We start from the raw sequence: 23708 nt of genomic DNA, 5'->3' as shown, positions 1-23708 counted from the left end.
GAACACTCTTATGGACTCCACGTTGATTACCACGCTGGGCGACCGGCTGTACGACGCGATGACGTCGCGCGAACCGATCGCGCCGCTGACATCGCAGCACGAGGACCTGTCGGTCGACGACGCGTACCGCATTCAGCAGCGCTTCGTGCAGCGCCGCCTCGACGCGGGCGAGACCGTGATCGGCAAGAAGATCGGCGTCACGTCGAAGGCGGTGATGGACATGCTCGGCGTGTACCAGCCGGACTTCGGCTACCTGCTGTCGGGCATGGTGTATGGCGACGGCGAGTGCATCGCGCTCGACACGCTGATCCAGCCGAAGGCCGAAGGCGAGATCGCGTTCGTGCTGAAGCGCGACCTGCTCGGCCCCGGCGTGACGAACGCGATGGTGCTGGCGGCGACCGAATGCGTGATGCCGTGCTTCGAGATCGTCGATTCGCGCATTCGCGACTGGAAGATCCGCATCGGCGACACGGTCGCCGACAACGCGTCGTGCGGCGTGTTCGTGCTTGGCGACAAGGCCGTGAGCACGCGCAGCGTCGACCTGTCGACCTGCGGGATGGTGCTCGAGAAGAACGGCGACGTGATCGGCACCGGTGCCGGCGCGGCCGCGCTCGGCTCGCCGGTGAACGCGGTCGCGTGGCTCGCCAACACGCTCGGCCGCCTCGGCATTCCGCTGAAGGCCGGCGAAGTGATCCTGTCCGGCGCGCTCGCCGCGATGGCGCCGGCCGCGCGCGGCGACAACTTCCGCGTGTCGATCGGCGGGATCGGCGCGTGTTCGGTGCGGTTCGCGTGAGCGCCGCCCGTTCTCCTTTCCACGCTAACGAGGCATTCCCCATGACCCGAAAGATCCGTTGCGCGCTGATCGGTCCCGGCAACATCGGCACCGACCTGCTCGCCAAGCTGATGCGCAGCCCCGTGCTCGAACCCGTGTGGATGGTCGGCATCGATCCCGATTCCGACGGCCTGAAACGCGCGCGCGAACTCGGCCTCAAGACCACCGCGGACGGCGTCGACGGCCTGCTGCCGCACGTGCAGGCGGACGGCGTGCAGATCGCGTTCGATGCGACGAGCGCGTACGTCCACGCGGAAAACAGCCGCAAGCTCAATGCGCTCGGCGTGCTGATGATCGACCTGACGCCGGCCGCGATCGGTCCGTACTGCGTGCCGCCGGTCAACCTGAAGGACCACATCGGCTCCGGCGAGATGAACGTCAACATGGTCACCTGCGGCGGCCAGGCGACGATCCCGATGGTGCGCGCGATCTCGCGCGTGCAGCCGGTCGCGTACGGCGAGATCGTCGCGACCGTGTCGTCGCGCTCGGTCGGCCCCGGCACGCGCAAGAACATCGACGAATTCACGCGCACGACGGCCGCGGCGGTCGCGCGGGTCGGCGGCGCGAAGGCGGGCAAGGCGATCATCGTGATCAACCCGGCCGACCCGCCGCTGATCATGCGCGACACCGTGCACTGCCTGACGGAGAGCGCGCCCGACGAAGCGCGCATCGTCGAATCGGTGCACGCGATGATCGCCGACGTGCAGCGCTACGTGCCCGGCTACCGGCTCGTCAACGGGCCGGTGTTCGACGGCAATCGCGTGTCGGTCTATCTCGAGGTCGAAGGCCTCGGCGACTACCTGCCGAAATACGCGGGCAACCTCGACATCATGACGGCCGCCGCCGCGCGCACCGCCGAGATGTTCGCGGAGGAACTGCTGGCCGGCCGCCTCACGCTGGCATCGGCCGCGCAGGCGGCCTGATGCCTGTGGACCCGACTTCCACGACCGGACGAAAAGGAACGGAAATGAATCTCAAAGGCAAGCGAATCACCGTCCACGACATGACGCTGCGTGACGGCATGCACCCGAAGCGTCACCAGATGACGCTCGACCAGATGCGCTCGATCGCGAGCGGGCTCGACGCGGCCGGCGTGCCGCTGATCGAAGTCACGCACGGCGACGGCCTCGGCGGCTCGTCGGTGAACTACGGCTTTCCCGCGCATACCGACGCGGAATACCTCGGCGCGGTCATCCCGCTGCTGAAGCGCGCGAAGGTGTCGGCGCTGCTGCTGCCGGGCATCGGCACCGTCGACCATCTGAAGGAGGCGCACGCGCTCGGCGTGCATACGATCCGCGTCGCGACGCACTGCACCGAGGCGGACGTCTCCGAGCAGCACATCGCGATGGCGCGCAAGCTCGACATGGATACCGTCGGCTTCCTGATGATGAGCCACATGAACAGCCCGGAAGGGCTGGTGAAGCAGGCGAAGCTGATGGAGTCGTACGGCGCGAACTGCATCTACATCACCGACTCGGCGGGCTACATGCTGCCCGACGACGTGAAGGCGCGCCTCGGCGCGGTGCGCGACGCGCTGCAGCCCGACACGGAGCTGGGCTTTCACGGTCACCACAACCTCGCGATGGGCGTCGCGAACTCGATCGCCGCGATCGAGGCCGGCGCGAACCGGATCGACGGCGCGGCGGCGGGGCTCGGCGCCGGCGCCGGCAACACGCCGCTCGAAGTTTTCGTCGCCGTGTGCGAGCGGATGGGCATCGAAACCGGCGTCGACGTGTGGAAGATCCAGGACGTCGCCGAGGATCTCGTCGTGCCGATGATGGATTTCCCGATCCGGATCGACCGCGACGCGCTGACGCTCGGCTATGCGGGCGTCTATGGGTCGTTCCTGCTGTTCGCGAAGCGGGCGGGCGACAAATACGGGATTCCGGCGCGCGACATCCTCGTCGAGCTTGGCCGGCGCGGGATGGTCGGCGGCCAGGAGGACATGATCGAGGACACCGCGCTGACGCTCGCGAAGGCGCGCGCGGCGCAAGCGAAGCGGGAGGCCGCATGAACCTGTCGACCGACACGATCGAGGCGCTCGCCGCGCATCTCGACGACTGCACGCGTGAAGCATGCGACACGCCGAAGATCACCGACCGTCATCCGGAGATGGACTGGGACGATGCCTATGCGGTGCAGGATGCGATCCGCCGCCGGCAGCTCGCGCGCGGCGCGCGGATCGTCGGCTACAAGGCCGGCCTGACGTCGCACGCGAAGATGCGGCAGATGGGCGTCGACACGCCCGTGTTCGGTTTCCTCACCGACGTCTACGACCTGCCCGACGGCGGCGAGTGCGACACGTCCGCGCTGATCCATCCGAAGGTCGAGCCGGAAATCGCGTTCGTGACGAAGGCCGAACTGAAGGGGCCCGGTTGCCACGTCGGCGCGGTGCTCGCCGCGACCGATTTCGTCGTCGCCGGGATCGAGGTGATCGATAGCCGCTACCGCGATTTCAAGTTCGACCTGAAGAGCGTGGTGGCCGACAACACGTCGGCCGCGCGCTTCGTCGCGGGCGGCCGCCCGCTGCCGGTGGACGGCGTCGACCTGCGCACGCTCGGCATCGTGCTCGAGAAGAACGGGCTGCCGGTCGCATTCGGCGCCGGCGCGGCCGTGCTCGGGCATCCGGCCGCGGCGATCGCGATGCTCGCGAACCATCTCGGCGCGCGCGGCGAATCGATCCCGGCGGGCAGCCTGATCCTGTCGGGCGGCATCACGGAGGCGGTGGCCGTCGCGGCCGGCGACAACGTGACGCTGCGCGTACAGGACATCGGCTCGGTCGGCCTGCGCTTCATCTGAACGTTCCGAATGCAACGGGAGGCCATCGTGCCGGTAGCTCATCTGTACATCCTGGAAGGCCGCGACGACGACAAGAAGGAACGCCTGATCGCCGAAGTCAGCGAAGCCATCCATCGCTCGCTCGACGCACCGCTCGAATCGGTGCGCGTGATCATCACCGAGATGCCGAAGGCGCATTTCGGGATCGGCGGGCAGAGCGCGAAGAAACGCGGGCGCTGACGCGCCGCGCGCCACCGAAACCGACTGGAGAAGCATCATGTCAAGCAATCCCGAACTGGGCCGCCGGATCGTCGCGGCCGGTCTCGACACCAACTATCACGACCTCGGCGACGGGCCGCCGGTGCTGCTGATCCACGGCTCGGGGCCGGGCGTCACGGCCTATGCGAACTGGCGGCTCACGATGCCCGCGCTTGCCGCGCGGTTTCGCGTGATCGCGCCGGACATGGCCGGCTTCGGTGAAACCGAGCGGCCGCGCGATTACGTGTATTCGATGGACCACTGGGTCGACCACGCACTCGGCCTGCTCGATGCGCTCGACGTCGAGCACGCGCACGTGATCGGCAACTCGTTCGGCGGCGCGCTCGCGCTCGCGCTGGCGATCCGCGCGCCCGAACGGGTCGGCCGGCTCGTGCTGATGGGCGCGGCCGGCACGCGCTTCACGCTCACCGAAGGGCTCGACGCCGTGTGGGGCTATACGCCGTCGATCGGGAACATGCGCGGCCTGCTGGACATCTTCGCGTTCGATCGCACGCTCGTGAACGACGAACTCGCGAAGCTGCGCTACGCCGCGAGTGTGCGGCCCGGCTACCAGGAGGCCTTCGCGAACATGTTTCCCGCGCCGCGTCAGCGCTGGGTCGATGCACTCGCGAGCGACGAGGCGAAACTGCGCGCGCTGCCGCACGAGACGCTGATCGTGCACGGCCGCGAGGACCGCGTGATTCCGCTCGACAGCTCGACGCGGCTGCTGGAACTGCTGCCGAATGCGCAGCTGCACGTGTTCGGCCGTTGCGGACACTGGACGCAGATCGAGCACGCGGCGCGCTTCAACCGGCTCGTGATCGAGCACTTCAACGAATAGCCGGCGGGGGCGGCGCGCGGGACGACCATAAAAAATCAATTCAGTAGAACGAATATTGGAGACATCGATGAAACGAAAGGCTGCATTCGGACTGGTTTCGCTCGCCGCGTGCGCGGGCATGGCGCTGAGCACCGGCGCGTTTGCAACGGAGGGCGGCGGCGACACGATCGGCGAGGGCGCGGAAGCGTTCTTCGCCGGCGCGCTGCCGCCGGCCGGGCTGTACGCGCTGCTGTACTACACGCACTACCATGCATCGCGCTTCAACGATTCGCACGGCAACGGTTCGGTGCCCGGTTTCAAGCTCGATGCCGACGTGCTGATTCCGCGCGTCGTGTGGATGTCGAACCTGTCGGTGCTCGGCGGGCGCTACGGTGCGTATGCGGTGCTGCCGATGGAGCATCTGGCGCTGGATGCGGGCGGCGCGTCGTTCGACCGCACCAATCTCGGCGACCTGATCGTCAGCCCCGCGCTGATCGCGTGGGGATCGGGCGCGTTGCGCACCGTCGCGGCGATCGAATTCGTGTTTCCGACCGGCCAGTACGACATGCGTGCGGCGCTGAACACCGGCAAGAACTACTACACCGCGCGGCCGGTGTTCGGCGTGACGTGGCTGCCGAACGACAAGGTCGAGGTGTCCGCGAAGATCACGTACAGCTTCAACTCGCCGAACAACGACACCCATTACCACTCGGGCAACCTGTTCCACATCGATTACTCGGCGAGCTACGCGGTCACGCCGAAGGCGCGCGTCGGGCTGTCGGGCTACTTCGTCAAGCAGACCACCGACGACATGCAGAACGGCCAGCCGGTCGCGGGCGACGGCTTTCGCGGACAGACGTTCGCGATCGGCCCCGGTGTCCGTTACCAGTTCGGCAAGGTCAGCCTGGAAGCGCGCGTCGTGAAGGAATTCTTCGTGCGCAACCGGCCGGCCGGCGAGGCCGTTTGGGCGAAGGCCGTCATTCCGTTCTGACGGTGCCGCGCGGCGCGGACGGCCGCGGGCGGTTGCGCGCGTGACGCCGCCGCGATGGGGCGTCACGCGGCACTGCGTCGCGCGTTATCGCGCGAGTGCGGCGAGGCGCGGGAACAGCGGCAGCGCGTTCGCGCGATTGAGCGCAGCGTGCCGGTCGGCGCCCAGCGCGGCATACGCGTCCTGCGCCGCGGTGAACGACGTGCCGACGGCCGGCGGCGCATACGGGAAGTCGCTGCCGTACAGCACGCGATCCGGTTGCGCGAACGCGGTGAGGCTCGGCAGCGCGGACGGCGACGACAGCGCGGTGTCGAAGTAGAACGTGCGCAGCAGGTCGAGCAGCCCGTCGCGATCCGGCACGTCGTTGCGCACGCCCGGCGCGAGTTCGGCAAAGCGGTACGCGGTGTACGGCAGGAAGCCGCCGGCGTGCGACAGGATGATGCGCACGTTCGGGTAGCGCGCGATCACGCCGTTGAGCACGAGCTGCAGCGCGGTGCGCGTCGTATCGAACGGGTAGTCGAGCAGCGGGCCGGGCATGCCGGGCAGCACGTCGATCGCGGGCTTGGCCGGATGAATGAACACCACCGCGTGGCGGCGATCCAGCGCGGCCCACACGGCGTCGAATGCCGCATCGCCGAGATAGGTGCCGCCGTAGTTGCTGAGCAGCACGACGCCGTCGGCCTTCAGCGTGTCGAACGCGTGATCGATCTCGGCGAGCGTGCCGTCGACGTCGGGCAGCGGCAGTGTCGCGAAGTTGCCGAAGCGGGTCGGCCGTTGCGCGACGAGGCCGGCCACGTATTCGTTGACCTGGCGCGCCATGTCGCGCTTGGCCTGGCCGTTCCAGCCCTGCACGCCGGGCGCCGTCAGCGACAGCACGCCGGTCTGGATCTCCAGCGAGTCCATGAACGCAAGCGCGGCTTCCGGGCTCCAGGTCGGGCTGCCCCAGCCGGACGGATCGCCGCCGTGCGACGGGAGGGCTGCGGCCCAGAACGGCGGGACGACATGCTGGTGAACATCGATGCGGTTGCGGTCGGACACGACGGGGCTCCTTGCAGGTGGGCTGTGACGCAGCGGATGACCATCAGGATGCGCGCGCTTGATTTTTCATTCCAATAGATTAAATTTCGAGATTAATCGTTTAGGGTGATCAATCGACCGTATGGACCTTCGCCATTTGCGCTACTTTCTCGCGGTCGCAGAAGAAGGGCATTTCGGCCGCGCGGCGGAGCGGCTGCATATCGTGCAGCCCGCATTGAGCGCGCAGATCCGCGCGCTCGAGGAGGAACTCGGCGCGACGCTGTTCGAGCGCAGCACCCGCAAGGTGCTGCTGACCGACGCGGGCCGCTTGCTCGTCGCCGAAGCGCGGCACACGCTCGAGCAGGCCGCGCGCGCGAAGACGGTCGTGCAGCGCGCGGCGCGCGGCGAGACGGGCATGGTGCGGATCGGCTTCGTCGGCAATGCGGTCGCGACGGGGCGGCTGTCCGACGACCTGAGCGCGTTTCACGCGGCGTGGCCGGAAGTGGCGCTCGACCTGCACGAAATGGCGCCGGCCGCGCAGCAGGACGCGATCCTGGCGGGCCGGCTCGACATCGGCTACTGCCCGGCCTTCGGCACGGCGTTCGATCCGAAGCTGGCCGTGCGCACGATCGGCAGCTGGGCGTGGGACGTGATGATGAGCGACCGGCATGCGCTCGCGAAGCGGCGCTCGGTGAGCGTCGCGGCGCTCGCGGACGAACCGTTCATTTTCTATGCCGCCGACGGCGACGACGAAGGGCAGTTGGCGATCCTGCGGCGGGTGCTCGGCAAGACGCCGCACATCGCGCACAAGGTGAGCAGCACGCTGTCGGTGCTGGCGCTGACGGGCGCCGGTCTCGGCGTGGCGCTGGTGCCGGCGCCGCTCAGCCGGATCGCGGCGCCGAACGTCGTGTACCGGAAACTCGCCGGCAGCGTGCCGGGGTCCGAACTCGTCGCGCTCAGCCGCAGCGGCGGGGAATGGGGTGCGGTACGGCAGTATCTGGCGATGCTGGGCGGGCGCGCCGCATAAGGATTGCGGCGCGCGCCGGCATCACCGCGTCACTCTTCGTCCATCAACCGGACCTTGACCCGCTTGCCCTTGATCTTCCCCGCATTGAGCTTGCGCAGCGCGTCGCGCGCGACGCCACGCTCGACCGCGACATAGGTCGAGAACTCGGTCACGTTGATCTTGCCGATCTGCTTGCCGTCGAACCCCGCATCGCCGGTCAGCGCGCCGAGCACGTCGCCCGGGCGGATCTTGTCCTTGCGTCCGCCGAGGATCTGCAGCGTTTCCATCGGCGGCAGCAGCGTGTCGTTGCCGGCCGGCTTCAGTTCCGCGAGCGGATGCCATTCGACGTCGCGCTTCTGCGTCTGCTCGATCGCGCCGACGCGGCCCATCTCGTCCATGCTGGCGAGGCTCAGCGCCCAGCCTTCCTGGTCCGCGCGGCCGGTGCGGCCGATGCGGTGCACGTGCACTTCGGGGTCGGGCGTCACGTCGACGTTGATCACGGCCTCGAGCTGCGCGATGTCGAGCCCGCGCGCGGCCACGTCGGTCGCGACCAGCACCGAGCAGCTGCGGTTCGCGAACTGGATCAGCACCTGGTCGCGTTCGCGCTGTTCGAGCTCGCCGTGCAGCGCGAGCGCGTGGAAGCCCTGCGCGTGCAGCACGTCGAGCAGGTCGCGGCATTGCTGCTTGGTGTTGCAGAACGCGATCGTGCTCACCGGCCGGTAGTGGTTCAGCAACTGGCCGACCGCGTGCAGCCGCTCGGTTTCCGTCACTTCGTAGAAGCGCTGGCGGATCTTGCTGTCGTCGTGGCGCTCCTCGAGCTTCACTTCCTTCGGATTGCGCAGGAACTGCTGGCTCAGCTTCGCGATGCCGTCCGGGTAGGTCGCCGAGAACAGCAGCGTCTGGCGCGTCGTCGGGCACATGCGCGCGACTTTCGCGATGTCGTCGAAGAAGCCCATGTCGAGCATCCGGTCAGCTTCGTCGAGCACGAGCGTGTTCAGCGCGTCGAGCTTCAGGTTGCCGCGGTCGAGGTGATCCATGATGCGGCCCGGCGTGCCGACGACGATGTGCGCACCGTGCTCGAGGCTCTGCGCCTGCGGGCGCATCGGCGTGCCGCCGCACAGCGTCAGCACCTTCACGTTTTCCTCGGCGCGCGCGAGGCGGCGCACTTCCTGCGCGACCTGGTCGGCGAGTTCGCGGGTCGGGCACAGGATCATCGCCTGCACGTCGAAGCGGCGCGCGTCGAGGCGCGCCAGCAGCGCGAGCGAGAACGCGGCGGTCTTGCCGCTGCCCGTCTTCGCCTGCGCGATCAGGTCCTGGCCGGCCAGCGCGACCGGCAGGCTCGCGGCCTGGATCGGCGTCATGTCGACATAGCCGAGCTGCGCGAGGTTCGCGAGCGTGGCGGGCGTCAGCGGCAGCGCGCTGAAGGGCGTGGCGGTCGGCTGGGTCATTCGAGGTCTCCGAGGTAAGGCTTGCCTTCCATCTGTTCGTAGGCGACGTTGCCTTCATCGTCCTCGAAGCGTTCGAGATAGTTGCGCGCGCCGCACAGCGGGCAGCGGAACAGCAGCCCCTGGCCTTCGTCCTTGATGACGACGTCGGACGTTTCCCACTGCGTGCCGCAGCTCTGGTTTCGGCAAGTAAACACGGTCTTTCTCCAGCTGAATTCGGTTGGTGGCGCGCCCGGGCGGGCGCGGCAACGAAGTGCGGCGCTCGCGCGGCTCGGGCGCGGGCCGCACCGGCGGTCGCGTGGACCGCGTCGATGCGGATGGTGGATCGGTGGCGACGGTGTCGCGCGTGCCCGCAATTCTAGCGGATGCGGGACGGTGGCTGGGGCGACCGGCCCCGCGCGGCCCGCAGCGGGGTCATCGGCAGCGGGGCGGCTGGCGGCGGAGGGCCGGTGGCGGACGGCCGGTGGCGGAGGGCCGGTGGCGGACGGCCGGTGGCGGACGACCGGTGGCGGACGACCGGTGGCGGACGGCCCCCGCAGCGGGCGATCGGCCGTGGTGCGGCGGGCGGTATGGCAGCCGGTGAAGCCTACGCAGGACGCAGCACGCTGCGCCGTCCGCATTCGCGATGAAAAACGGCCGCCCCGAAGGGCGGCCGTGCGATGCGGCGAAACGGGACCGGACGCGTTACAGCGCCATGTCGGCCGCCGCCTTCGCGGGACGCGCCGGAGCAGTGCCCGTCGCCTGCGACGGCGCCGTCAGGTCGATCTTCGGCGGCGGCGACAGCTGCAGCACGCCGCTCGTATAGGTCCATTCCTCGACGACCTTCGCCGGGCTGTCGTTCAGCTTCGTGCCGTAGCTCGGCACGATCTGGCGGAGCTTCTGCTGCCATTCGGGCGTCGCGACCTTGTCCTTGAACACCTTCTGCATCAGGCTCAGCATGATCGGCGCGGCCGTCGACGCGCCCGGCGATGCGCCGAGCAGGCCCGCGATGCTGCCGTCCTGCGAGCTGACGATCTCGGTGCCGAGCTTCAGCACGCCGCCCTTCTTCGGGTCGCGCTTGATGATCTGCACGCGCTGGCCGGCCTGCCACAGGCGCCAGTCTTCCTTCTTCGCGTCCGGGAAGTATTCCTTCAGCGCGTTGAAGCGGTCGTCGTCGGACAGCATCAGCTGGCCGGCGAGATACTCGACGAGCGGGAATTCGTCGACGCCCACGCGCATCATCGGCGCGACGTTGTGCAGGTTGGTGCTCTTCGCGAGGTCGAAGTACGAGCCGTTCTTCAGGAACTTGGTCGAGAACGTCGCGAACGGTCCGAACAGGATGATCTTCTTGCCGTCGATGATGCGCGTGTCGAGGTGCGGCACCGACATCGGCGGCGAGCCGACCGACGCCTTGCCGTACGCCTTCGCGAGGTGGCGCTTCACGACCTCGGGGTTGTCGGTCACGAGGAACGAGCCGCCCACGGGAAACGCGCCGTAGTCCTTCGCCTCGGGGATGCCCGACGCCTGCAGCAGGTGCAGCGCACCGCCGCCCGCGCCGATGAACACGAACTTCGCGTCGACGGCCTGCGGCGGTTCATCCGAATGCAGCTTGACCCACGACACGTGCCACGTGCCGTCCGCGTTGCGCGAGATCTCGCGCACTTCGCTCGACAGCGACAGCGTGAAGTTCGGCTGCGTCTTCAGGTAGCTGACGAACTGGCGCGTGATCTCGCCGAAGTTCACGTCGGTGCCGATCGGCGTCCACGTTGCCGCGACCTTCTGGTTGCGGTCGCGGCCTTCCATCATCAGCGGCACCCACTGCTTGATCTGGTCGTAGTCTTCCGAATACTGCATGCCGCGGAACAGCGGGCTCGCCTGCAGCGCGTCGTAGCGCTTCTTCAGGAAGCGGACGTTGTCGTCGCCCCACACGAAGCTCATGTGCGGCGTCGAGTTGATGAACGAGTGCGGGTTCTTCAGCACGCCCTGCCGGACCTGCCAGGCCCAGAACTGGCGCGAGATCTGGAACGACTCGTTGATCTCGATCGCCTTCGAGATGTCGATCTTGCCGTCCGCCTTCTCCGGCGTGTAGTTCAGCTCGGCGAGCGCCGAGTGGCCGGTGCCCGCGTTGTTCCAGCCGTTCGAGCTTTCCAGTGCGACGCCGTCGAGGCGCTCGACCATCGTCATCGACCAGTCGGGCTGCAGCTCGTGCAGCCACACGCCGAGCGTCGAGCTCATGATGCCGCCGCCCACCAGCAGGACGTCGACCTTCTTCGTATCGGCGGCATGCGCGGACGACGTCGCGACGCACAGCGCGAGCGCCGACAGTATTACCCGTAACGTTTTGATCACAGCAGATCCCTTTTTCAACTTGGATGCATCGGTTTGCCATGCCGCCCGGCCGATGCGGATTCGCAACCGGATCGCGCATCCGGAGATCCGGATCGCGAATCCGGAATTCCGGACCGACCGCGTTCACCGTTGCATTTGCGCACGCGAGGCCGTTGCGAAGGACACCTTCGGATCGGCTTCATGTACGCGTGCAATCGGCTGCTTCGCGGTCGTGCGACGGGCGCGCAGGCCCTTGCTGCGGGCCTCGCCGGAAGGCGTTTCAGACCGCGTCGAAAGCGGCCGCGCGCAATGCGTTCCGCGGGGCGGGATGGCAAGGGGCGCGTAATATAACCGAACTCGATTGCCGTGTCGCTCGCGCGGAATATCCCTGATTTCGTGGGGTTTTTTTGTGTGTCCGGGTTTCCGGAATGACGGTGCGCGGAACGGGAAAAACGGCGGGATCAGCGGGGCGAAACGCGCGCATCGCGCTTGCACTTCATCGGGGCGCGACGTTGCATCGCGACCCGGTCACATCGCATTACTTCACTTCGCTGCGCCGTTCCGGCAGAACTGCTCGTATCCCTGCGCCGAGTTCGCGAAGCCATGCGCCTTCGCAAGTTCCCACGGGCGCTCGCATTGTCGGGTCGTGTCGCACCAGGCATAACCGGCCGAGCCGATGCAGCCGTGCGCGTCGCGATCGCCGCCGACCATCGGCGGGGCGGCTTCGGTAGCCTGGGCGGTCTGCGTGCCCTGCGGGTCCTGCCCGGCGACATTGGGTGGAAGCGGGGCAGGCGGTTGCGTCGCGCACGCGCCCAATGCAAACGCGAGAGCGATCGCGGCGGCAAGCGGTGCGGAAGGAATGCAATGTTTCATGCGGTAGCGCTCCATGGGATGAAGGTCGACAGCGGATGCCCGTGCACGGGCGCTTGATCGATCACGCATCCGGCACCGGCACGCGCGACGAGAACTTGACCTCGCGCAGCGCGAGGCTCGACTGGATCGACGACACGCCGGCCTGCTTTCTCAGCACGCGTTCGACGAATTCCGCATACGTGTCGAGATCGGCGGCGACGACCTGCAGGATGTAGTCGGCCGCGCCGGTGATCTTGTGGCACGACGTCACTTCGTCGTGACGCCGCATCACGTCCTCGAAGTGATCCGAATCCTGGTCCGAATGCATGTTGAACGTGACCTGCACGAACGCGAACACGTTCATGCCGAGCGCGCGGCGGTCGAGGTTCGCCTGGTAGCCGGTGATCACGCCTTCGTCTTCTAGCCGCTTGCGCCGCCGCCAGCACGGCGTGACGCTCAGCGCCAACCGTTCGCCGAGCGTCGCGTTGGACAGCGCGCCGTCTTCCTGCAGCAGGCGGAGCATCGCGCGATCGACACCGTCCAGCTCCACCGAAGCGCGATTTTTGCTCATTTCCGGGTCTCCGTAGACGGTTTTCTCAAAATTGTACGAAACGAAGAGTTGAAAAGCAAAGTTATTGCCGACTGGCCTCAATAGACTGTTGCCACCCCTCACAGCCTTCACTGCAACGGTCAACCATGCTCACGGTCTACAGCAGCGATCACCATCTGCATCGCGGCGTCGAACTGAAGGACGGCGCGATCACCGATTCGTTCGAGAACCCCCTTCGCGCCGAAACGGTGCTCGCGCAGGTCCGCGCGGCCGGCCTCGGCGACGTGATCGCGCCGCGCGCGTTCGACCGCTCGAGCTATGCCGGCGCGCACAGCGCGCGCTATGTCGACTTTCTCGCCGGCGCATGGGACGAATGGGCCGCGACCGGCCGCACCTGCCAGGCGCTGCCGCTCGTGTGGCCGGTGCGCGCGATGCCGTCGGCGGCGACGCTGCCCGACTTCATCGACGGCAAGCTCGGCTTCTTCGCGATGGATGCCGGTGCGCCGATCAACGCCGGCACGTGGGACGCGGTGAGCGCGAGCGCGAACTCGGCGCTCACCGGCGCCGACCTGCTGGCGAACGGCAGCGCGCGCGCGGCGTTCGCGCTGTGCCGTCCGCCCGGCCACCATGCGGGCCGCGAGTACATGGGCGGCTACTGCTATCTGAACAACGCGGCGATCGCCGCGCAGCACGGCATCGCGAGCGGTGCGGCGCGCGTCGCGGTGCTGGACGTCGACTTCCATCATGGCAACGGCACGCAAGACATCTTCTACGAGCGTTCGGACGTGTTGTTCGCGTCGCTGCACGGCGAGCCGGCGGTGTCGTATCCGTACTTCTCGGGCCATGCCGACGAGCGCGGCGCGGGCGCGGGCGAAGGCTTCAACCTGAACCTGCCGCTGCCGAAGGGCACGCAGTGGGACACCTACTCGGCGGCGCTCGGCCAGGCCACTGCCGCGATCGCGAAGCACGCGCCCGACCTGCTCGTCGTGTCGCTCGGCGTCGACACGTTCGAGCACGATCCGATCAGCCATTTCAAGCTGCGCTCGCCCGACTACCTGCGGATCGGCGCCGCGCTCGCGCGCCTGAACCTGCCGACGCTGTTCGTGATGGAAGGCGGCTACATGGTCGAGGAAATCGGTATCAACGCGGTGAACGTGCTGCTCGGCTTCGAAGGGCGCGCGTGAGCGCATCGCTTTGCCCGCAATCGACGATGGTACGGATCACGAACCAATAGCGAAAAGGAAGGAGACGAACATGAATCGGAATCGGCATCGGAACAAGGCGGCATGCGCGGTCGCGCTGGCGTGTGCACTATTCGCGCTGTCCGCGCACGCGGACGAGATCGTGCGCATCGGGCACGTCGCGCCGCTGACCGGCGCGATCGCGCATCTCGGCAAGGACAGCGAGAACGGCGCGCGGCTCGCGGTCGAGGAAATCAACGCGAAGGGGCTCGCGATCGGCGGCAGGAAGGTCACGCTGCAGCTCGACGCGCAGGACGACGCGGGCGACCCGCGCACCGCGACGCAGGTCGCGCAGCGGCTCGTCGACGACAAGGTGGTCGGCGTCGTCGGCCATCACAACTCGGGTACGTCGATTCCCGCATCGCGCGTCTATCGCGACGGCGGCGTCGTGCAGATCTCGCAGGCCGCGACCAACCCGACCTACACGCAGCAGGGCTTCAAGACGACCTATCGCGTCGTCGCGACCGATGCGCAGCAAGGGCCCGCGCTCGCGATGTACGCGGCGAAGCACCTGGGCATCAGGACGGTCGCCGTGGTCGACGATTCGACCGCGTACGGGCAGGGCCTCGCGACCGAGTTCGAAAAGGCGGCGAAAGCGGCCGGGATGAAGATCGTCTCGCGCGATGCGACCAACGACAAGGCGATCGACTTCCGCGCGATCCTAACGAAGATCAAGGGCGAGAACCCCGACGCGATCATGTACGGCGGGATGGACGCGACGGGCGGTCCGCTCGCGAAGCAGGCGCGCCAGCTCGGCATGCGCGCGAAGATCCTCGCCGGCGACGGCGTGTGCTCGACCGACCTGCCGAAGCTCGCGGGTCCGGCATCGGACAACGTCGTGTGCTCGGAAGCCGGCATCGCGCTCGAGAAGATGCCGGGCGGCGCGGCGTTCGTGAAACGTTACGAGGCGCGCTATCGCCAGCCGATGCAGGTGTATGCACCGTTCTCGTACGACGCGGTGTACATCATCGTCGACGCGATGAAGCGCGCGAACTCGACGGACCCGGCGAAGGTGCTCGCCGCGATGCCGGCGACCGACTATCGCGGCGTGATCGGCGAAACGAGCTTCACGCCGCAGGGAGACCTGAAGCACGGTGCGATCTCGGTATTCACTTACAAGAGCGGCAGGAAGGCGCTGCTCGATATCGTCAGGATGTGATGCGAGCGGGGCGCACGGCGCAGCGCGCCATGCGCGGTCGTGCGCCCCGACGTCTTACGACGCCTGTACGCGGCGCGGGTCGGCCCGGCGCTGCTGTTCGGCGTCATGCACGATGTGCAGTTCGCGCGTGCGGATCGGCAACGCGCAGTCCGCATCGGCGAGCGTCTTGCGCACCTGGCGCGCGAGGCGCCAGCGCATCGCCCAGAACTTGTCGGTGTGCGTCCACACGCGCATGTTCGCGATCGCCGTGCTGTCGTCGAAGCGCATCACCATCACGTCCGGTGCCGGTTCCGTCAGCACGTCGGGATCGGCTTCGGCCAGCGCGCGCAGCGCGTCGAGCGCGCGATCGATGTCGTCGTGCACCGACACTTCCACCTCGAGATCGAGACGGCGCGTCGGATTGCGCGTGTAATTGCGGATCGCGCTGCCCCACAGCGCGCTGTTCGGCACGTATTCGCAGATGCCGTCCGGCTTCGTCAGCCGCGTCATGAAGAGGCCGACTTCGTCCACCGTCCCCGCGACGCTCGACCCGCCGTCGATGTAGTCGCCCACCTTGAACGGCCGCAGCAGCAACAGCATGATGCCGGCCGCGATGTTCTGCATCGTGCCCTGCAGTGCGAGCCCGATCGCGAGGCCGGCCGCGCCGAGCACCGCGACAATGCTCGCGGTTTCGATGCCCAGCTGCGACAGCGCGCCGACGATCGCGACGATGCGGATGCCCCACACGGCGACGTCGCAGAGGATCGGCCGCAGCGTGTCGTCGACGCGCTCCTTGTTCGCGAGCAGCCGGCTCAGCCAGTTGCCGATGCGTTTCGACAGCCACCAGCCCGCGACGAGCAGCGCGAGGGCGGCGCAGAGCCTGAGCGACAGCGTGGACAACGCGTTCCACAGGAACGTCCAGCGTTCCGGATGAAGATGATCGAGAAACATGACGGGATTCCGGGTTGAGGACAGAAGGCGCGACGGGCGGCGCACCCGCCGTGGCCCGGCGGGCATGCGCGCGTGCGCGGGCAACCCTCGACTGTACAGCCATGCGGGGTGTCACGCGACCGAAGGGGCGCATCCCGCGCATTTTTACGGCGACTTTTGTCTTTCGTTCATGTACTAAGACAACATCTGAACAAATCGGATTGGTCCTATTCGGCGATGTTGGTCGCGCCAGTACACTCGCCTCCAGGCTACCGGATCGCGACGCTCTTTCCTCCGCGATACCCGGTTCATTTCAAATTTTCATGGATAGCGAGTGACGACGCGATGCGGTTCGACCTGTGTTTACGTCTCGCACGCGAACAAGGTCGATCCGCGCAACGCGGCGCCATCCGCTTTCCCGTTCGCCGCGCGCTGCTGCGCGGTGTCATCGCGGCGGCGTGGCTTGCCGGCACACAGGGCGCGATGGCGCTGGCATCCTCCGGTGCCGTGCCGTCCGCGCCCGTGGCGGCGCAAGCGGACGACCTTGTCGACGTGCCTTTCTTCAATTCCGCCCGCACCGTCTGGGGCGGCTTGCTTGCGTCGACGGTGGTTCCGCGCATCGTGGCGGATGCGCGGGCGGTGCGTGTGCGTGCGGAGGCCTATCCCGGCATGTTCGTCGTGCGTGCCGGCGCCTGTGCGCCGTACGTTGTCCTTTGCGATGCGGCACGGGGTGCGATCGAGCGGGGTTACGCAGGGCGTTTCGATTATGGTTTTGCATCGCATCTTCCCGCGATCGGCACGCCTTCGGCATTCGCATCGCGTCGGGTCGAGCTGGCGTCCGCGCAACCGTTCGTGCTCGCGGAGCGGGAGAGCGGCGCGCGGGCCGGTGCGATCACCGGCAGCCTGCATGCGTCGCTGGCGCGCGCCGAATTGCCCGACGGTGTCGTGGCGCAGCTGACGCGCATGTTGGCCGGTCGTATCGACCCGAAGCTGCACGGCGCGACCGGCGACACCTTCCGTGTCGCATTCGAATCCGATGACGATGCGGCACTGCCGGACGGCGTGCGCGCGACGGCGCTCGACATCCGCTTTCGCGGCCGGCGCGTCGCGGCCGTGTGGTTCGCCCCCGGAGCGGGGGTACCGGGCGCCTACTACGATCTCGACGGCATGCCGTTCGACGGCACCCGGTTCGCGATGCCGGTCCGGTCGACTCGCACCAGTTCGCGCTTCGGCGCGCGCGTGCATCCGGTGACCGGCGCGCGCCACGTGCATTCGGGCGTCGATCTCGCCGCGCCGACAGGGCGCGCCGTCCATGCCTCCGAGCGCGGCGTCGTGACGTTCATCGGCACCGAGCCGCGCGGTTACGGCAAGTATGTGGTGATCCGTCATGACGGTGGCTATGCGTCGTACTACGCGCACTTGTCGGCGTTCGAGCCCACGCTGCGAACCGGTGCGCGGGTCGCCCGAGGTCAACGGGTGGGCGCGGTCGGCAGTACCGGGACCGCGACCGGCCCGCATCTGCACTTCGAGGTCCGCCGACACGGCCGTCTTGTCGATCCGATCGGCCTCGTGCAGGCGGCGAAGGCAGCGAAACTGAAGGGTGAGCAGCGTGTCGCGTTCAACCGCGTGGCCTACGCCGCGCGCACGCAGCTGGCCGCGGCCAGCTTGACGTCGCCGCTCGCGATGTCGCAGCGTGGCGGCCGGCACGACGGCTGATGTCGCAACGTCGCCCGTGCTCGGCCGGCGTACCGGGTGCGGGCGCGACGACGTCATGTTTCAGGCTATCCATCCGGTGCTCGTCATGCCCGTATGCGATGTTCCCGGCGGGCATCGGAAGCAATAAAGGCAAGCGCCTGGCGAATCGGCGCCCGGTGCTTGCCTTCCGTTTGACGGTCAGCCCGTCAACCCAGCGGCCAGTTCAGGATCGCGATGCCGTCGTTGTAGTCGCCGTCCGTACCGTCTTCAGAGCCGACCAGTCCGAAATAGGTCTTCTTGAAGATGTCGACCTGGCGCGAACCGATCTTCGACGGTTTGCCGTTCGCCGTCACGACCACGCGCACCTTCCCCTTGCCCGAGTTCACGATCTGCGTGTTCAGGTTCGCGTCCTGCGTGCCGGCGCCCTGGAACGTTGCGGCCGGTTTCGGGTTGTCGTCGACGAAGACTTCGATCGTCTGCTGCGCGGACGAATTGACGAGCGCCGTCACGCCGAATGCAATGTTCGGCGGCAGGTTGAAGATGCCGTCGCGTTCGCCGCCGCCGGTCGTCGTGGTGTCCGGTTGCGTGGGTTGCGGCTGCGGCGTCGCCTTCGAGAAGTAATTGACCACCGCACCGACGCCGAACTTCGCCGCCGCGCCGGGCAGCACGCCGGGCGCGCCGGCCCACGTCACCGTGCAGGCGATCACCTGCCCGGCCGCATCGGCCTTCACCTTGTTCTGCCAGCTGCCGACATCGAAGCTGTACGGGATGGTCGCGATGTCGACGAACACATCGTATTGCGGCAGCTTCTCCACGAGCTGCGCGGTCATGAACTGACGCATCCGGTCGAGCACGGCCTGGTCGCCGTTCGATTGCACGGCGGTTGCATCGTTGCCGGCAAGTTGCAGCAGGGCGTAGAGATCGTCATGGGTAAACGGTTGTGACATGTCTTCCTCGTCTTGATGGAATGTCTCGCATCGCGCGGCCGGTGAGCGGATCTCGCCGTCGTCTCGCGCGGAGCGCGGCGTGGGACTGCAAATGACTGCTCGAATGAATCGCTTCACAACGGGTGGCCGGGGCGGTTGGCCCCGTCGCCATTGCGGCTTCGACGGCGGCGCGCACGCGTTGCCGCGCCGCGCATCGCCGGGTTCAGCCCAGCGGCCAGTTCAGGAACACGATGCCGTCGTTGTAGTCGTCGTCGGTGCCGTCTTCCGAGCCGACGATTCCGAAGTACGACTTCTTGAAGAGATCGATTTGCCGCGAGCCGATGCGCGACGGCTTGCCGTTCGCCGTCACGATCACGCGTACGCGCCCCTTGCCGGAGTCGAGCACTTTCGTGCCGAGGTTCTGGTCCTGCACGCCCGCGCCCTTGAACGTGGCGGCCGGTTTCGGGTTGTCGTCGATGTAGATGTCGATCGTCTGGTCGTTCGCCGCGTTGGTGAGTGCGGTCACGCCGAACTTGATGTTCGGCGGCAGGTTGAACGTGCCGTCGCGTTCGCCGCCGCCGCCGATGTTGCCGGCACCGCCGCCGGTTTCGGTGCCCTGATTCCCGCCGCCTTGCGACGACGATTGCGCGGCCGTGTCACCGATCGCGGAAATGCTCGCGTACGAATCGATATGCATCGCGCTGCCGCGCACGCTTTTCCACTGCCCTTTCACGAACGTGACGCCGCTCCCGACGTCGATCGTCGCGACGAGCGTGAACGGCATGCGCCCAGTGCTTTCGGGCACCTTCGACGAATAGGTGAAGCAGCCGTCCGCGACGACGCCTTTGTCGGTCGCGATCGCGAAATAGATGCCGGGGAAATTGTTGCCGGTCGCGTACGGCGTCGGCACGTTGAGGATGACCTGCAGTTTCCCGTCGCGAATCTCTGCCTTGGCGATGTCGATATGCAGGCCGGGGATGTCGACGTACGTCTCGGACGTGACGACGGGTGCGCTGTTGATCGAAGCCGAAAGAAGCGGCATGGAAGTCTCCTGTGATAACGCTGTTCTGGATTGGGGTGCTGCGTGAGGGCCCGCTTGATGGGCGCGAACCGCTGGCCGGCCAGACGACGGTGGGCCGGCACGGCGCGGCCGCCGATCGTGCGTCAGGTCAGCCGATCGGCCACTGCAGCACGACGATGCCGTCGTTGTAGTCGCTGTCGTGACCGTCTTCCGACACGACGATCCCGAAGTTGACCGTGAACGGCGAACCGTCCGATTTCTTGCCGCTGATCGGCGCGAGGCGCGCATCGGTGGCCGACGTCTTGCCGTTTACCGTCACTTCGAAGCGCAGCTTGCCGTTGCCCGAATTCAGCGTGGCTTCGCGCGGGCCGTCGCGCGTGGTCAGCTTGTGATAAGCGGCCGGTTCCTTGCTGTCGCCGATGAAGAGCTTGATGTGCTGCTGCTCGGCAGCATTCGCGAAGAAAATCGCGCGGAAGTCGGTGTTCGGCGGAATCGAAAACTCGCCGGCGCGATTCGAGGACGTTTGAGAGTCGGCCATGCTTTCCTCCTGGAAGTCGATGAATTAGGCACTTCACCGTGTCTCGCAAACGCTTGCAGTTTCAAACACGGTTCAGTCAGCATGGCGAAAAATAAATGAAAAAATATTCGACCGGGAATGGGAATTGTTCAGAAAATCGGAAACCGAAACAGTCCGATTTAATGATGAAAATTCAATGGAGTGCCGTTCGATATATCTCGGAAATTATATCGATGCGTGTCACGCTTTTTTGAATAATGGCGGGGTGTGCAGGCGGGAATGAAGGGAATGGCGGGAGGGATCCGGCTTCGGCGCAGACGTTCGGCGTTCGCATATGGCAGCGTGTTGTTTCAACATCGTCTTTCCCTGTCGTGGCCGCGCCCACCGGCCACCATCGAGCGCCCGCGCCGAAGCCGGATCGCAACGAAGCGGGGTGCGGCGCCGATGAAGCTCGATGACCGGCTCACTCCGAACTTGAACAGGGCATTTCACCGGCACCGCACCCGACGAAGCATATCGGCCTGCTGTCGCGACGCCTATCGGACGAGGATGATTTTTGCGCGCGATATTACCGGACGCCGGCCTGATATACCTGACAGGCGATCAATTTTGAGATTAGCGGTATCGTGCAAGACGCGCGTGCGCTCGCTATTCGGCGGCATTATTCATTCAATCGGCCCGTTACCGGGCCCTCACGAGGACAGTGCGATGACGAAACCCGATAGTCTGAAAGGCGAGATCAAGGGACAGGCACAGGACGCAGACCGTCACAACCTGGCGCGGCCCGCCGTGAACGGCGCGTTGTGGGCGCGCGGCCTGACGACGCAGCGCGTGGCCGACCTGTTCAGGACCCTGCCCGGCCTCCCGGGGCACTGGATGCAGTTGCAGAACGAAGTCAACGCAGGGAACCGCTATTTCTATGGTGTCCAGAACGGTCACCAGACGACCGACGAAGGAAAGGAACTGATTCGCTGGATCGCCGATGCGGTGGTCAGCGCCGCGCAGAAGGCGGGATTCGATTTCCCGTTGCAGCAGCTCAGGTTTACCGCCGACACGGGGTGGCTGAAGCTTCAGCGCGTGTCGGGGCGGGTGATGGTGTTGTCGAGGCCGTGAGCGTCGCCGATGGTAGTCGAAGTGCCGGCGTGTCGGCGGTCGAGTCGGTCGCGGCTGCGGGAACGCGCGCTGCCATCGACGATCGATCGTGGCGTCGAGCAGGCTGCCGACGACATCACTGACCGAAACGCTGCGCCACCGCATCCTTCAAGCGCGCGGCGGTGAGCTCGCCCATGTGCGATTCGACGAGCTCGCCTTTCGCATCGAAGAACAGCGTCGTGGGCAGCCCGCGCGATCCGTACGCATGCATCGCATGCAACGACGGATCGAGCAGCACGTTGTCGAAGCGCAGCCCCTGCTGTTCGAGGAACGCGCGCACGGCCTGCGCGTTTTCCCCCTGGTTGAGCATCAGCACCGTAATGCCCGGATGATCGCGTTGCGCCTGTTCGAGGAGCGGCATCTCGCGCCGGCACGGCGCGCACCACGTCGCCCACAGGTTCACCACGACCGGCTTGCCTGCAAAGCGTTGCGGCATGACGGGCGTCGCATCGAGCGCTTCGAGCCGCAGCGCGGCGAACGGCGGCGCGGTGCGCTGCAGTGTCGCCAGCGTGCCTTGCGCGATGCCCCACGCGGCGAGGCCCGCGACGATGCCGGCCGCCACGGGTTTGCGCAGCGCGGGCAGGCGACGCAGCCGCCAGACGGCGAACGCCAGTGCGGCGGCGATGCCGATGCGCCAGTCGAAGCCGCCGTCACCGAGCGCGACGATGGCGCGCGGCGTCGTCGCGTAGTCGCGCCACCATTGCGCGACATAGCCGATACGCGCGGCGACCAGCCCGAGCAGCAGCACGTCGAGGATCAGGCTCGACGCGCTCTTGTGATGTCCGTCGGGCGGGCGGCGCTGAATGAAGCGGGCTACGAGCCACGCCAGCAGCGCGGCGGCGGCTACCGCGACGACGCGGATCGAGAAGGGACCGATGCTCAACATGGGGAGAAGAGGGTGCGGGGATCGTGGATCGACCGGCGAACGCGATGCCGTCGACGGTCATGTGACGTTTCGACCCTACGGGACGCACACGGGTTCCCTTGGCGACCGCGCGCCATGCACCGCCCGACGCGTGCGAATCGCATGCCGGGCGCCGGCATTCAGGACGACGTCGTTTTCGTCGAAGTCTTGCGACGCATCAGGCCGCCGACGTTCGCGCAGGCCAGGTAATTACTGCCTGCTTCCGCTCGAGCCGGAAGGCGCACCGCCAAGCCGGTACGCGGTAAAGAATTCGTACCACGGCGAACCCTGTCCGGCCGGCACGCCGAGTGCCGACGTCCGCTGCTTCAAGGCCGCGAACACATCGTTGATGCGCGCAGCCTGTTCGGCATCACTGAACGGACGCGGCTTCGCCCTGCCGGCCGCGAATGCGCCGTAGGCGATGGCGAGCAGGCGCGCGCCGTCGTCGATCGAGGTGACGGACCCGTTGATCGCCTCGACGAAGCGCGGCCGGTCCGCTTCTCGCGATGCGGCGATGCACTGAAACACGATCGCCGACACTTCGTGCAGGTCGCTCGCGCGCAGCAATGCCGGCAGGCGCGCAGCGATCCGGTCGGCCGGTTCCTCATGCAGCGCGGCGGCGAAGTCGAGCACGGCGGCCATCGGATTGCCGTCCTGCTGCACGCGATCGAGCGCCGATGCGGGCGCCGCCGCCGCTTGCGCGACGTCGCCGGGCGCGGCGCGCAGCACGTCCGCGACCTGCTGTTGCCACGCCGGAAAGATCATCCGCACGTTGCCGAACTGCTCGCCGCCTTGCGCGGCCGGATTCCACCGATAGACGATCGTGCCGCCGCGAATGAACGGCGAATACAGATGCTCGGGCGTTTGCGGCAGCGGCCGCCCGTTGATCGGCAGCCATGCGAGCGTGAGCCAGTCGTAGCGGCCGGTGGCGGGCACCGACGGGCTGGAACTCGCGACGACCTGCCAGGTGCCGCGGTTCGCGTAACGCCGACGCGCGTCGGGCACTGCGACGGTTTGCCGCTTCGCGGTATCGAAGTAGGTATTGCCGGTCACGTTTTCGCCGCTGTCCGGGGCCGGCGTGAGGGTGGCGATGACCCACGACGACCCGTCGGCCGAACGATAGTCCGACGGCTGCAGCGTGGCGACGTCGTGCACCATCCGCGTTTCGGCGGCGACGGGGCTCGGCGGCAGATCGGCGGGGCCGGCGACGATACTCGGCATGGACGTTCCTCGGAATCGGGGGTGTATCGGCACGCGCGCCGAACGCGAACGATGTCCGGCGGCGCATGTCGTCCGTCGTAACAACTGTAGAACGCCGCCGCCGGAAACGG

At 67.3% G+C, this 23708-nt stretch carries 24 protein-coding genes; 12 read left to right on the top strand and 12 right to left on the bottom strand.

What is annotated here, in order from left to right; all coding sequences use genetic code 11:
- Positions 1–10: 10 nt before the first annotated feature.
- From dmpE to DIE02_RS15275, 7 genes are all read left to right on the top strand, one after another.
- Positions 11–793, top strand: coding sequence for a 2-oxopent-4-enoate hydratase (dmpE, locus tag DIE02_RS15305; RefSeq protein ID WP_044845457.1), 783 nt, complete (start codon positions 11–13; stop codon positions 791–793).
- 41 nt (positions 794–834) lie between these two features.
- Entirely contained in the window at positions 835–1755 is a 921-nt protein-coding gene (locus DIE02_RS15300) for an acetaldehyde dehydrogenase (acetylating) (protein ID WP_124529332.1), read from the top strand.
- Between the two features lie 44 nt (positions 1756–1799).
- Positions 1800–2846 (top strand): 4-hydroxy-2-oxovalerate aldolase, encoded by a 1047-nt coding sequence (gene dmpG / locus DIE02_RS15295; protein WP_044845455.1) that lies wholly within the window; start codon positions 1800–1802, stop codon positions 2844–2846.
- Positions 2843–3631 (top strand): 2-oxo-3-hexenedioate decarboxylase, encoded by a 789-nt coding sequence (dmpH, locus tag DIE02_RS15290; RefSeq protein WP_124487090.1) that lies wholly within the window; start codon positions 2843–2845, stop codon positions 3629–3631. The genes dmpG and dmpH overlap by 4 nt, the downstream gene beginning before the upstream one ends.
- A gap of 9 nt (positions 3632–3640) precedes the next feature.
- A complete protein-coding gene (locus DIE02_RS15285) occupies positions 3641–3850 on the top strand; it encodes a 4-oxalocrotonate tautomerase family protein (protein WP_124529330.1) in 210 nt (69 codons plus the stop codon).
- A gap of 37 nt (positions 3851–3887) precedes the next feature.
- Complete coding sequence (locus DIE02_RS15280; RefSeq protein ID WP_124529328.1) at positions 3888–4709, top strand: alpha/beta fold hydrolase; 822 nt, start codon at positions 3888–3890, stop codon at positions 4707–4709.
- Positions 4710–4776: 67 nt separating this feature from the next.
- Entirely contained in the window at positions 4777–5679 is a 903-nt protein-coding gene (locus DIE02_RS15275) for a transporter (RefSeq protein ID WP_124487088.1), read from the top strand.
- Between the two features lie 84 nt (positions 5680–5763).
- Here DIE02_RS15275 and hndA read toward each other — a convergent pair whose 3' ends face one another.
- Positions 5764–6714 (bottom strand): 2-hydroxy-1-naphthoic acid nonoxidative decarboxylase, encoded by a 951-nt coding sequence (gene hndA, locus DIE02_RS15270; protein ID WP_124520918.1) that lies wholly within the window; start codon positions 6712–6714, stop codon positions 5764–5766.
- Positions 6715–6835: 121 nt separating this feature from the next.
- Between hndA and DIE02_RS15265 the strand changes: the two genes are divergently transcribed.
- Positions 6836–7720 (top strand): LysR substrate-binding domain-containing protein, encoded by an 885-nt coding sequence (locus DIE02_RS15265; protein WP_124529326.1) that lies wholly within the window; start codon positions 6836–6838, stop codon positions 7718–7720.
- Positions 7721–7749: 29 nt separating this feature from the next.
- Here DIE02_RS15265 and dbpA read toward each other — a convergent pair whose 3' ends face one another.
- The 5 genes from dbpA to DIE02_RS15240 form a co-directional block, all read right to left on the bottom strand.
- On the bottom strand, positions 7750–9147 hold the full coding sequence (gene dbpA / locus DIE02_RS15260) for an ATP-dependent RNA helicase DbpA (RefSeq protein WP_124529324.1): 1398 nt from the start codon (positions 9145–9147) through the stop codon (positions 7750–7752).
- Complete coding sequence (locus tag DIE02_RS15255; RefSeq protein ID WP_044845448.1) at positions 9144–9341, bottom strand: hypothetical protein; 198 nt, start codon at positions 9339–9341, stop codon at positions 9144–9146. Before DIE02_RS15255 ends, dbpA begins: the two co-directional genes overlap by 4 nt.
- Before the next feature lie 487 nt (positions 9342–9828).
- Positions 9829–11472, bottom strand: coding sequence for a malate dehydrogenase (quinone) (gene mqo, locus DIE02_RS15250; RefSeq protein WP_124529322.1), 1644 nt, complete (start codon positions 11470–11472; stop codon positions 9829–9831).
- Positions 11473–11994: 522 nt separating this feature from the next.
- Positions 11995–12324, bottom strand: a complete 330-nt coding sequence (locus tag DIE02_RS15245; protein WP_124521005.1) for a hypothetical protein — start codon at positions 12322–12324, stop codon at positions 11995–11997.
- Positions 12325–12385: 61 nt separating this feature from the next.
- The gene (locus tag DIE02_RS15240; RefSeq protein ID WP_124487083.1) at positions 12386–12874 is read right to left on the bottom strand and encodes an Lrp/AsnC family transcriptional regulator; all 489 of its coding nucleotides are present in this window, start codon (positions 12872–12874) and stop codon (positions 12386–12388) included.
- Positions 12875–12999: 125 nt separating this feature from the next.
- Here DIE02_RS15240 and DIE02_RS15235 point away from each other — a divergent pair, with 125 nt between their 5' ends.
- Complete coding sequence (locus DIE02_RS15235; protein ID WP_124487082.1) at positions 13000–14037, top strand: histone deacetylase family protein; 1038 nt, start codon at positions 13000–13002, stop codon at positions 14035–14037.
- Between the two features lie 70 nt (positions 14038–14107).
- Positions 14108–15253, top strand: coding sequence for a branched-chain amino acid ABC transporter substrate-binding protein (locus DIE02_RS15230; protein ID WP_124529320.1), 1146 nt, complete (start codon positions 14108–14110; stop codon positions 15251–15253).
- A 54-nt stretch (positions 15254–15307) separates the two neighbouring features.
- On the opposite strand, the gene DIE02_RS15225 is transcribed toward DIE02_RS15230, so the two are convergent.
- Entirely contained in the window at positions 15308–16183 is an 876-nt protein-coding gene (locus tag DIE02_RS15225; RefSeq protein ID WP_124487080.1) for a mechanosensitive ion channel family protein, read from the bottom strand.
- Between the two features lie 324 nt (positions 16184–16507).
- Here DIE02_RS15225 and DIE02_RS15220 point away from each other — a divergent pair, with 324 nt between their 5' ends.
- Complete coding sequence (locus DIE02_RS15220) at positions 16508–17878, top strand: M23 family metallopeptidase (protein WP_124529318.1); 1371 nt, start codon at positions 16508–16510, stop codon at positions 17876–17878.
- Positions 17879–18063: 185 nt separating this feature from the next.
- Here DIE02_RS15220 and DIE02_RS15215 read toward each other — a convergent pair whose 3' ends face one another.
- The 3 genes from DIE02_RS15215 to DIE02_RS15205 all read right to left on the bottom strand — a co-directional run bounded on the left by DIE02_RS15215 (position 18064) and on the right by DIE02_RS15205 (position 20342).
- Positions 18064–18804, bottom strand: coding sequence for a fucose-binding lectin II (locus tag DIE02_RS15215; protein WP_124487079.1), 741 nt, complete (start codon positions 18802–18804; stop codon positions 18064–18066).
- A 202-nt stretch (positions 18805–19006) separates the two neighbouring features.
- Positions 19007–19825: a fucose-binding lectin II gene (locus DIE02_RS15210; RefSeq protein WP_044845440.1), complete on the bottom strand. Its 819-nt coding sequence runs from the start codon at positions 19823–19825 to the stop codon at positions 19007–19009.
- Between the two features lie 127 nt (positions 19826–19952).
- Positions 19953–20342 carry a fucose-binding lectin II gene (locus DIE02_RS15205; protein ID WP_124529316.1) on the bottom strand — a complete coding sequence of 130 codons (390 nt, stop codon included), beginning with the start codon at positions 20340–20342 and terminating at the stop codon, positions 19953–19955.
- 687 nt (positions 20343–21029) lie between these two features.
- Between DIE02_RS15205 and DIE02_RS15200 the strand changes: the two genes are divergently transcribed.
- Positions 21030–21434, top strand: coding sequence for a hypothetical protein (locus tag DIE02_RS15200; protein WP_044845438.1), 405 nt, complete (start codon positions 21030–21032; stop codon positions 21432–21434).
- A 115-nt stretch (positions 21435–21549) separates the two neighbouring features.
- Here the strand turns inward: DIE02_RS15200 and DIE02_RS15195 are convergent, their stop codons facing one another.
- Both DIE02_RS15195 and DIE02_RS15190 read right to left on the bottom strand, forming a co-directional pair.
- The gene (locus tag DIE02_RS15195; RefSeq protein WP_124529314.1) at positions 21550–22359 is read right to left on the bottom strand and encodes a TlpA disulfide reductase family protein; all 810 of its coding nucleotides are present in this window, start codon (positions 22357–22359) and stop codon (positions 21550–21552) included.
- A gap of 228 nt (positions 22360–22587) precedes the next feature.
- Positions 22588–23598: a hypothetical protein gene (locus tag DIE02_RS15190; RefSeq protein WP_124529312.1), complete on the bottom strand. Its 1011-nt coding sequence runs from the start codon at positions 23596–23598 to the stop codon at positions 22588–22590.
- Between the last annotated feature and the right edge of the window lie 110 nt (positions 23599–23708).

It is taken from the genome of Burkholderia sp. Bp8991 (assembly GCF_003853795.1).
Classification (GTDB): Bacteria; Pseudomonadota; Gammaproteobacteria; order Burkholderiales; family Burkholderiaceae; genus Burkholderia.
Note: the sequence above shows the minus strand (reverse complement) of the source record. Positions and strands in the feature narration are given on the sequence as shown.

Coding starts and splice junctions, on each gene's coding strand:
- DIE02_RS15230 (WP_124529320.1), top strand. CDS start 14,108: ATGAATCGGAATCGGCATCGGAACAAGGCGGCATGCGCGGTCGCGCTG.
- DIE02_RS15215 (WP_124487079.1), bottom strand. CDS start 18,804: ATGTCACAACCGTTTACCCATGACGATCTCTACGCCCTGCTGCAACTT.
- DIE02_RS15220 (WP_124529318.1), top strand. CDS start 16,508: ATGCGGTTCGACCTGTGTTTACGTCTCGCACGCGAACAAGGTCGATCC.
- DIE02_RS15240 (WP_124487083.1), bottom strand. CDS start 12,874: ATGAGCAAAAATCGCGCTTCGGTGGAGCTGGACGGTGTCGATCGCGCG.
- DIE02_RS15210 (WP_044845440.1), bottom strand. CDS start 19,825: ATGCCGCTTCTTTCGGCTTCGATCAACAGCGCACCCGTCGTCACGTCC.
- dmpE (WP_044845457.1), top strand. CDS start 11: ATGGACTCCACGTTGATTACCACGCTGGGCGACCGGCTGTACGACGCG.
- dmpG (WP_044845455.1), top strand. CDS start 1,800: ATGAATCTCAAAGGCAAGCGAATCACCGTCCACGACATGACGCTGCGT.
- DIE02_RS15190 (WP_124529312.1), bottom strand. CDS start 23,598: ATGCCGAGTATCGTCGCCGGCCCCGCCGATCTGCCGCCGAGCCCCGTC.
- DIE02_RS15225 (WP_124487080.1), bottom strand. CDS start 16,183: ATGTTTCTCGATCATCTTCATCCGGAACGCTGGACGTTCCTGTGGAAC.
- dmpH (WP_124487090.1), top strand. CDS start 2,843: ATGAACCTGTCGACCGACACGATCGAGGCGCTCGCCGCGCATCTCGAC.
- DIE02_RS15205 (WP_124529316.1), bottom strand. CDS start 20,342: ATGGCCGACTCTCAAACGTCCTCGAATCGCGCCGGCGAGTTTTCGATT.
- DIE02_RS15195 (WP_124529314.1), bottom strand. CDS start 22,359: ATGTTGAGCATCGGTCCCTTCTCGATCCGCGTCGTCGCGGTAGCCGCC.
- DIE02_RS15200 (WP_044845438.1), top strand. CDS start 21,030: ATGACGAAACCCGATAGTCTGAAAGGCGAGATCAAGGGACAGGCACAG.
- DIE02_RS15300 (WP_124529332.1), top strand. CDS start 835: ATGACCCGAAAGATCCGTTGCGCGCTGATCGGTCCCGGCAACATCGGC.
- dbpA (WP_124529324.1), bottom strand. CDS start 9,147: ATGACCCAGCCGACCGCCACGCCCTTCAGCGCGCTGCCGCTGACGCCC.
- DIE02_RS15285 (WP_124529330.1), top strand. CDS start 3,641: ATGCAACGGGAGGCCATCGTGCCGGTAGCTCATCTGTACATCCTGGAA.
- DIE02_RS15275 (WP_124487088.1), top strand. CDS start 4,777: ATGAAACGAAAGGCTGCATTCGGACTGGTTTCGCTCGCCGCGTGCGCG.
- DIE02_RS15235 (WP_124487082.1), top strand. CDS start 13,000: ATGCTCACGGTCTACAGCAGCGATCACCATCTGCATCGCGGCGTCGAA.
- DIE02_RS15280 (WP_124529328.1), top strand. CDS start 3,888: ATGTCAAGCAATCCCGAACTGGGCCGCCGGATCGTCGCGGCCGGTCTC.
- DIE02_RS15265 (WP_124529326.1), top strand. CDS start 6,836: ATGGACCTTCGCCATTTGCGCTACTTTCTCGCGGTCGCAGAAGAAGGG.
- DIE02_RS15245 (WP_124521005.1), bottom strand. CDS start 12,324: ATGAAACATTGCATTCCTTCCGCACCGCTTGCCGCCGCGATCGCTCTC.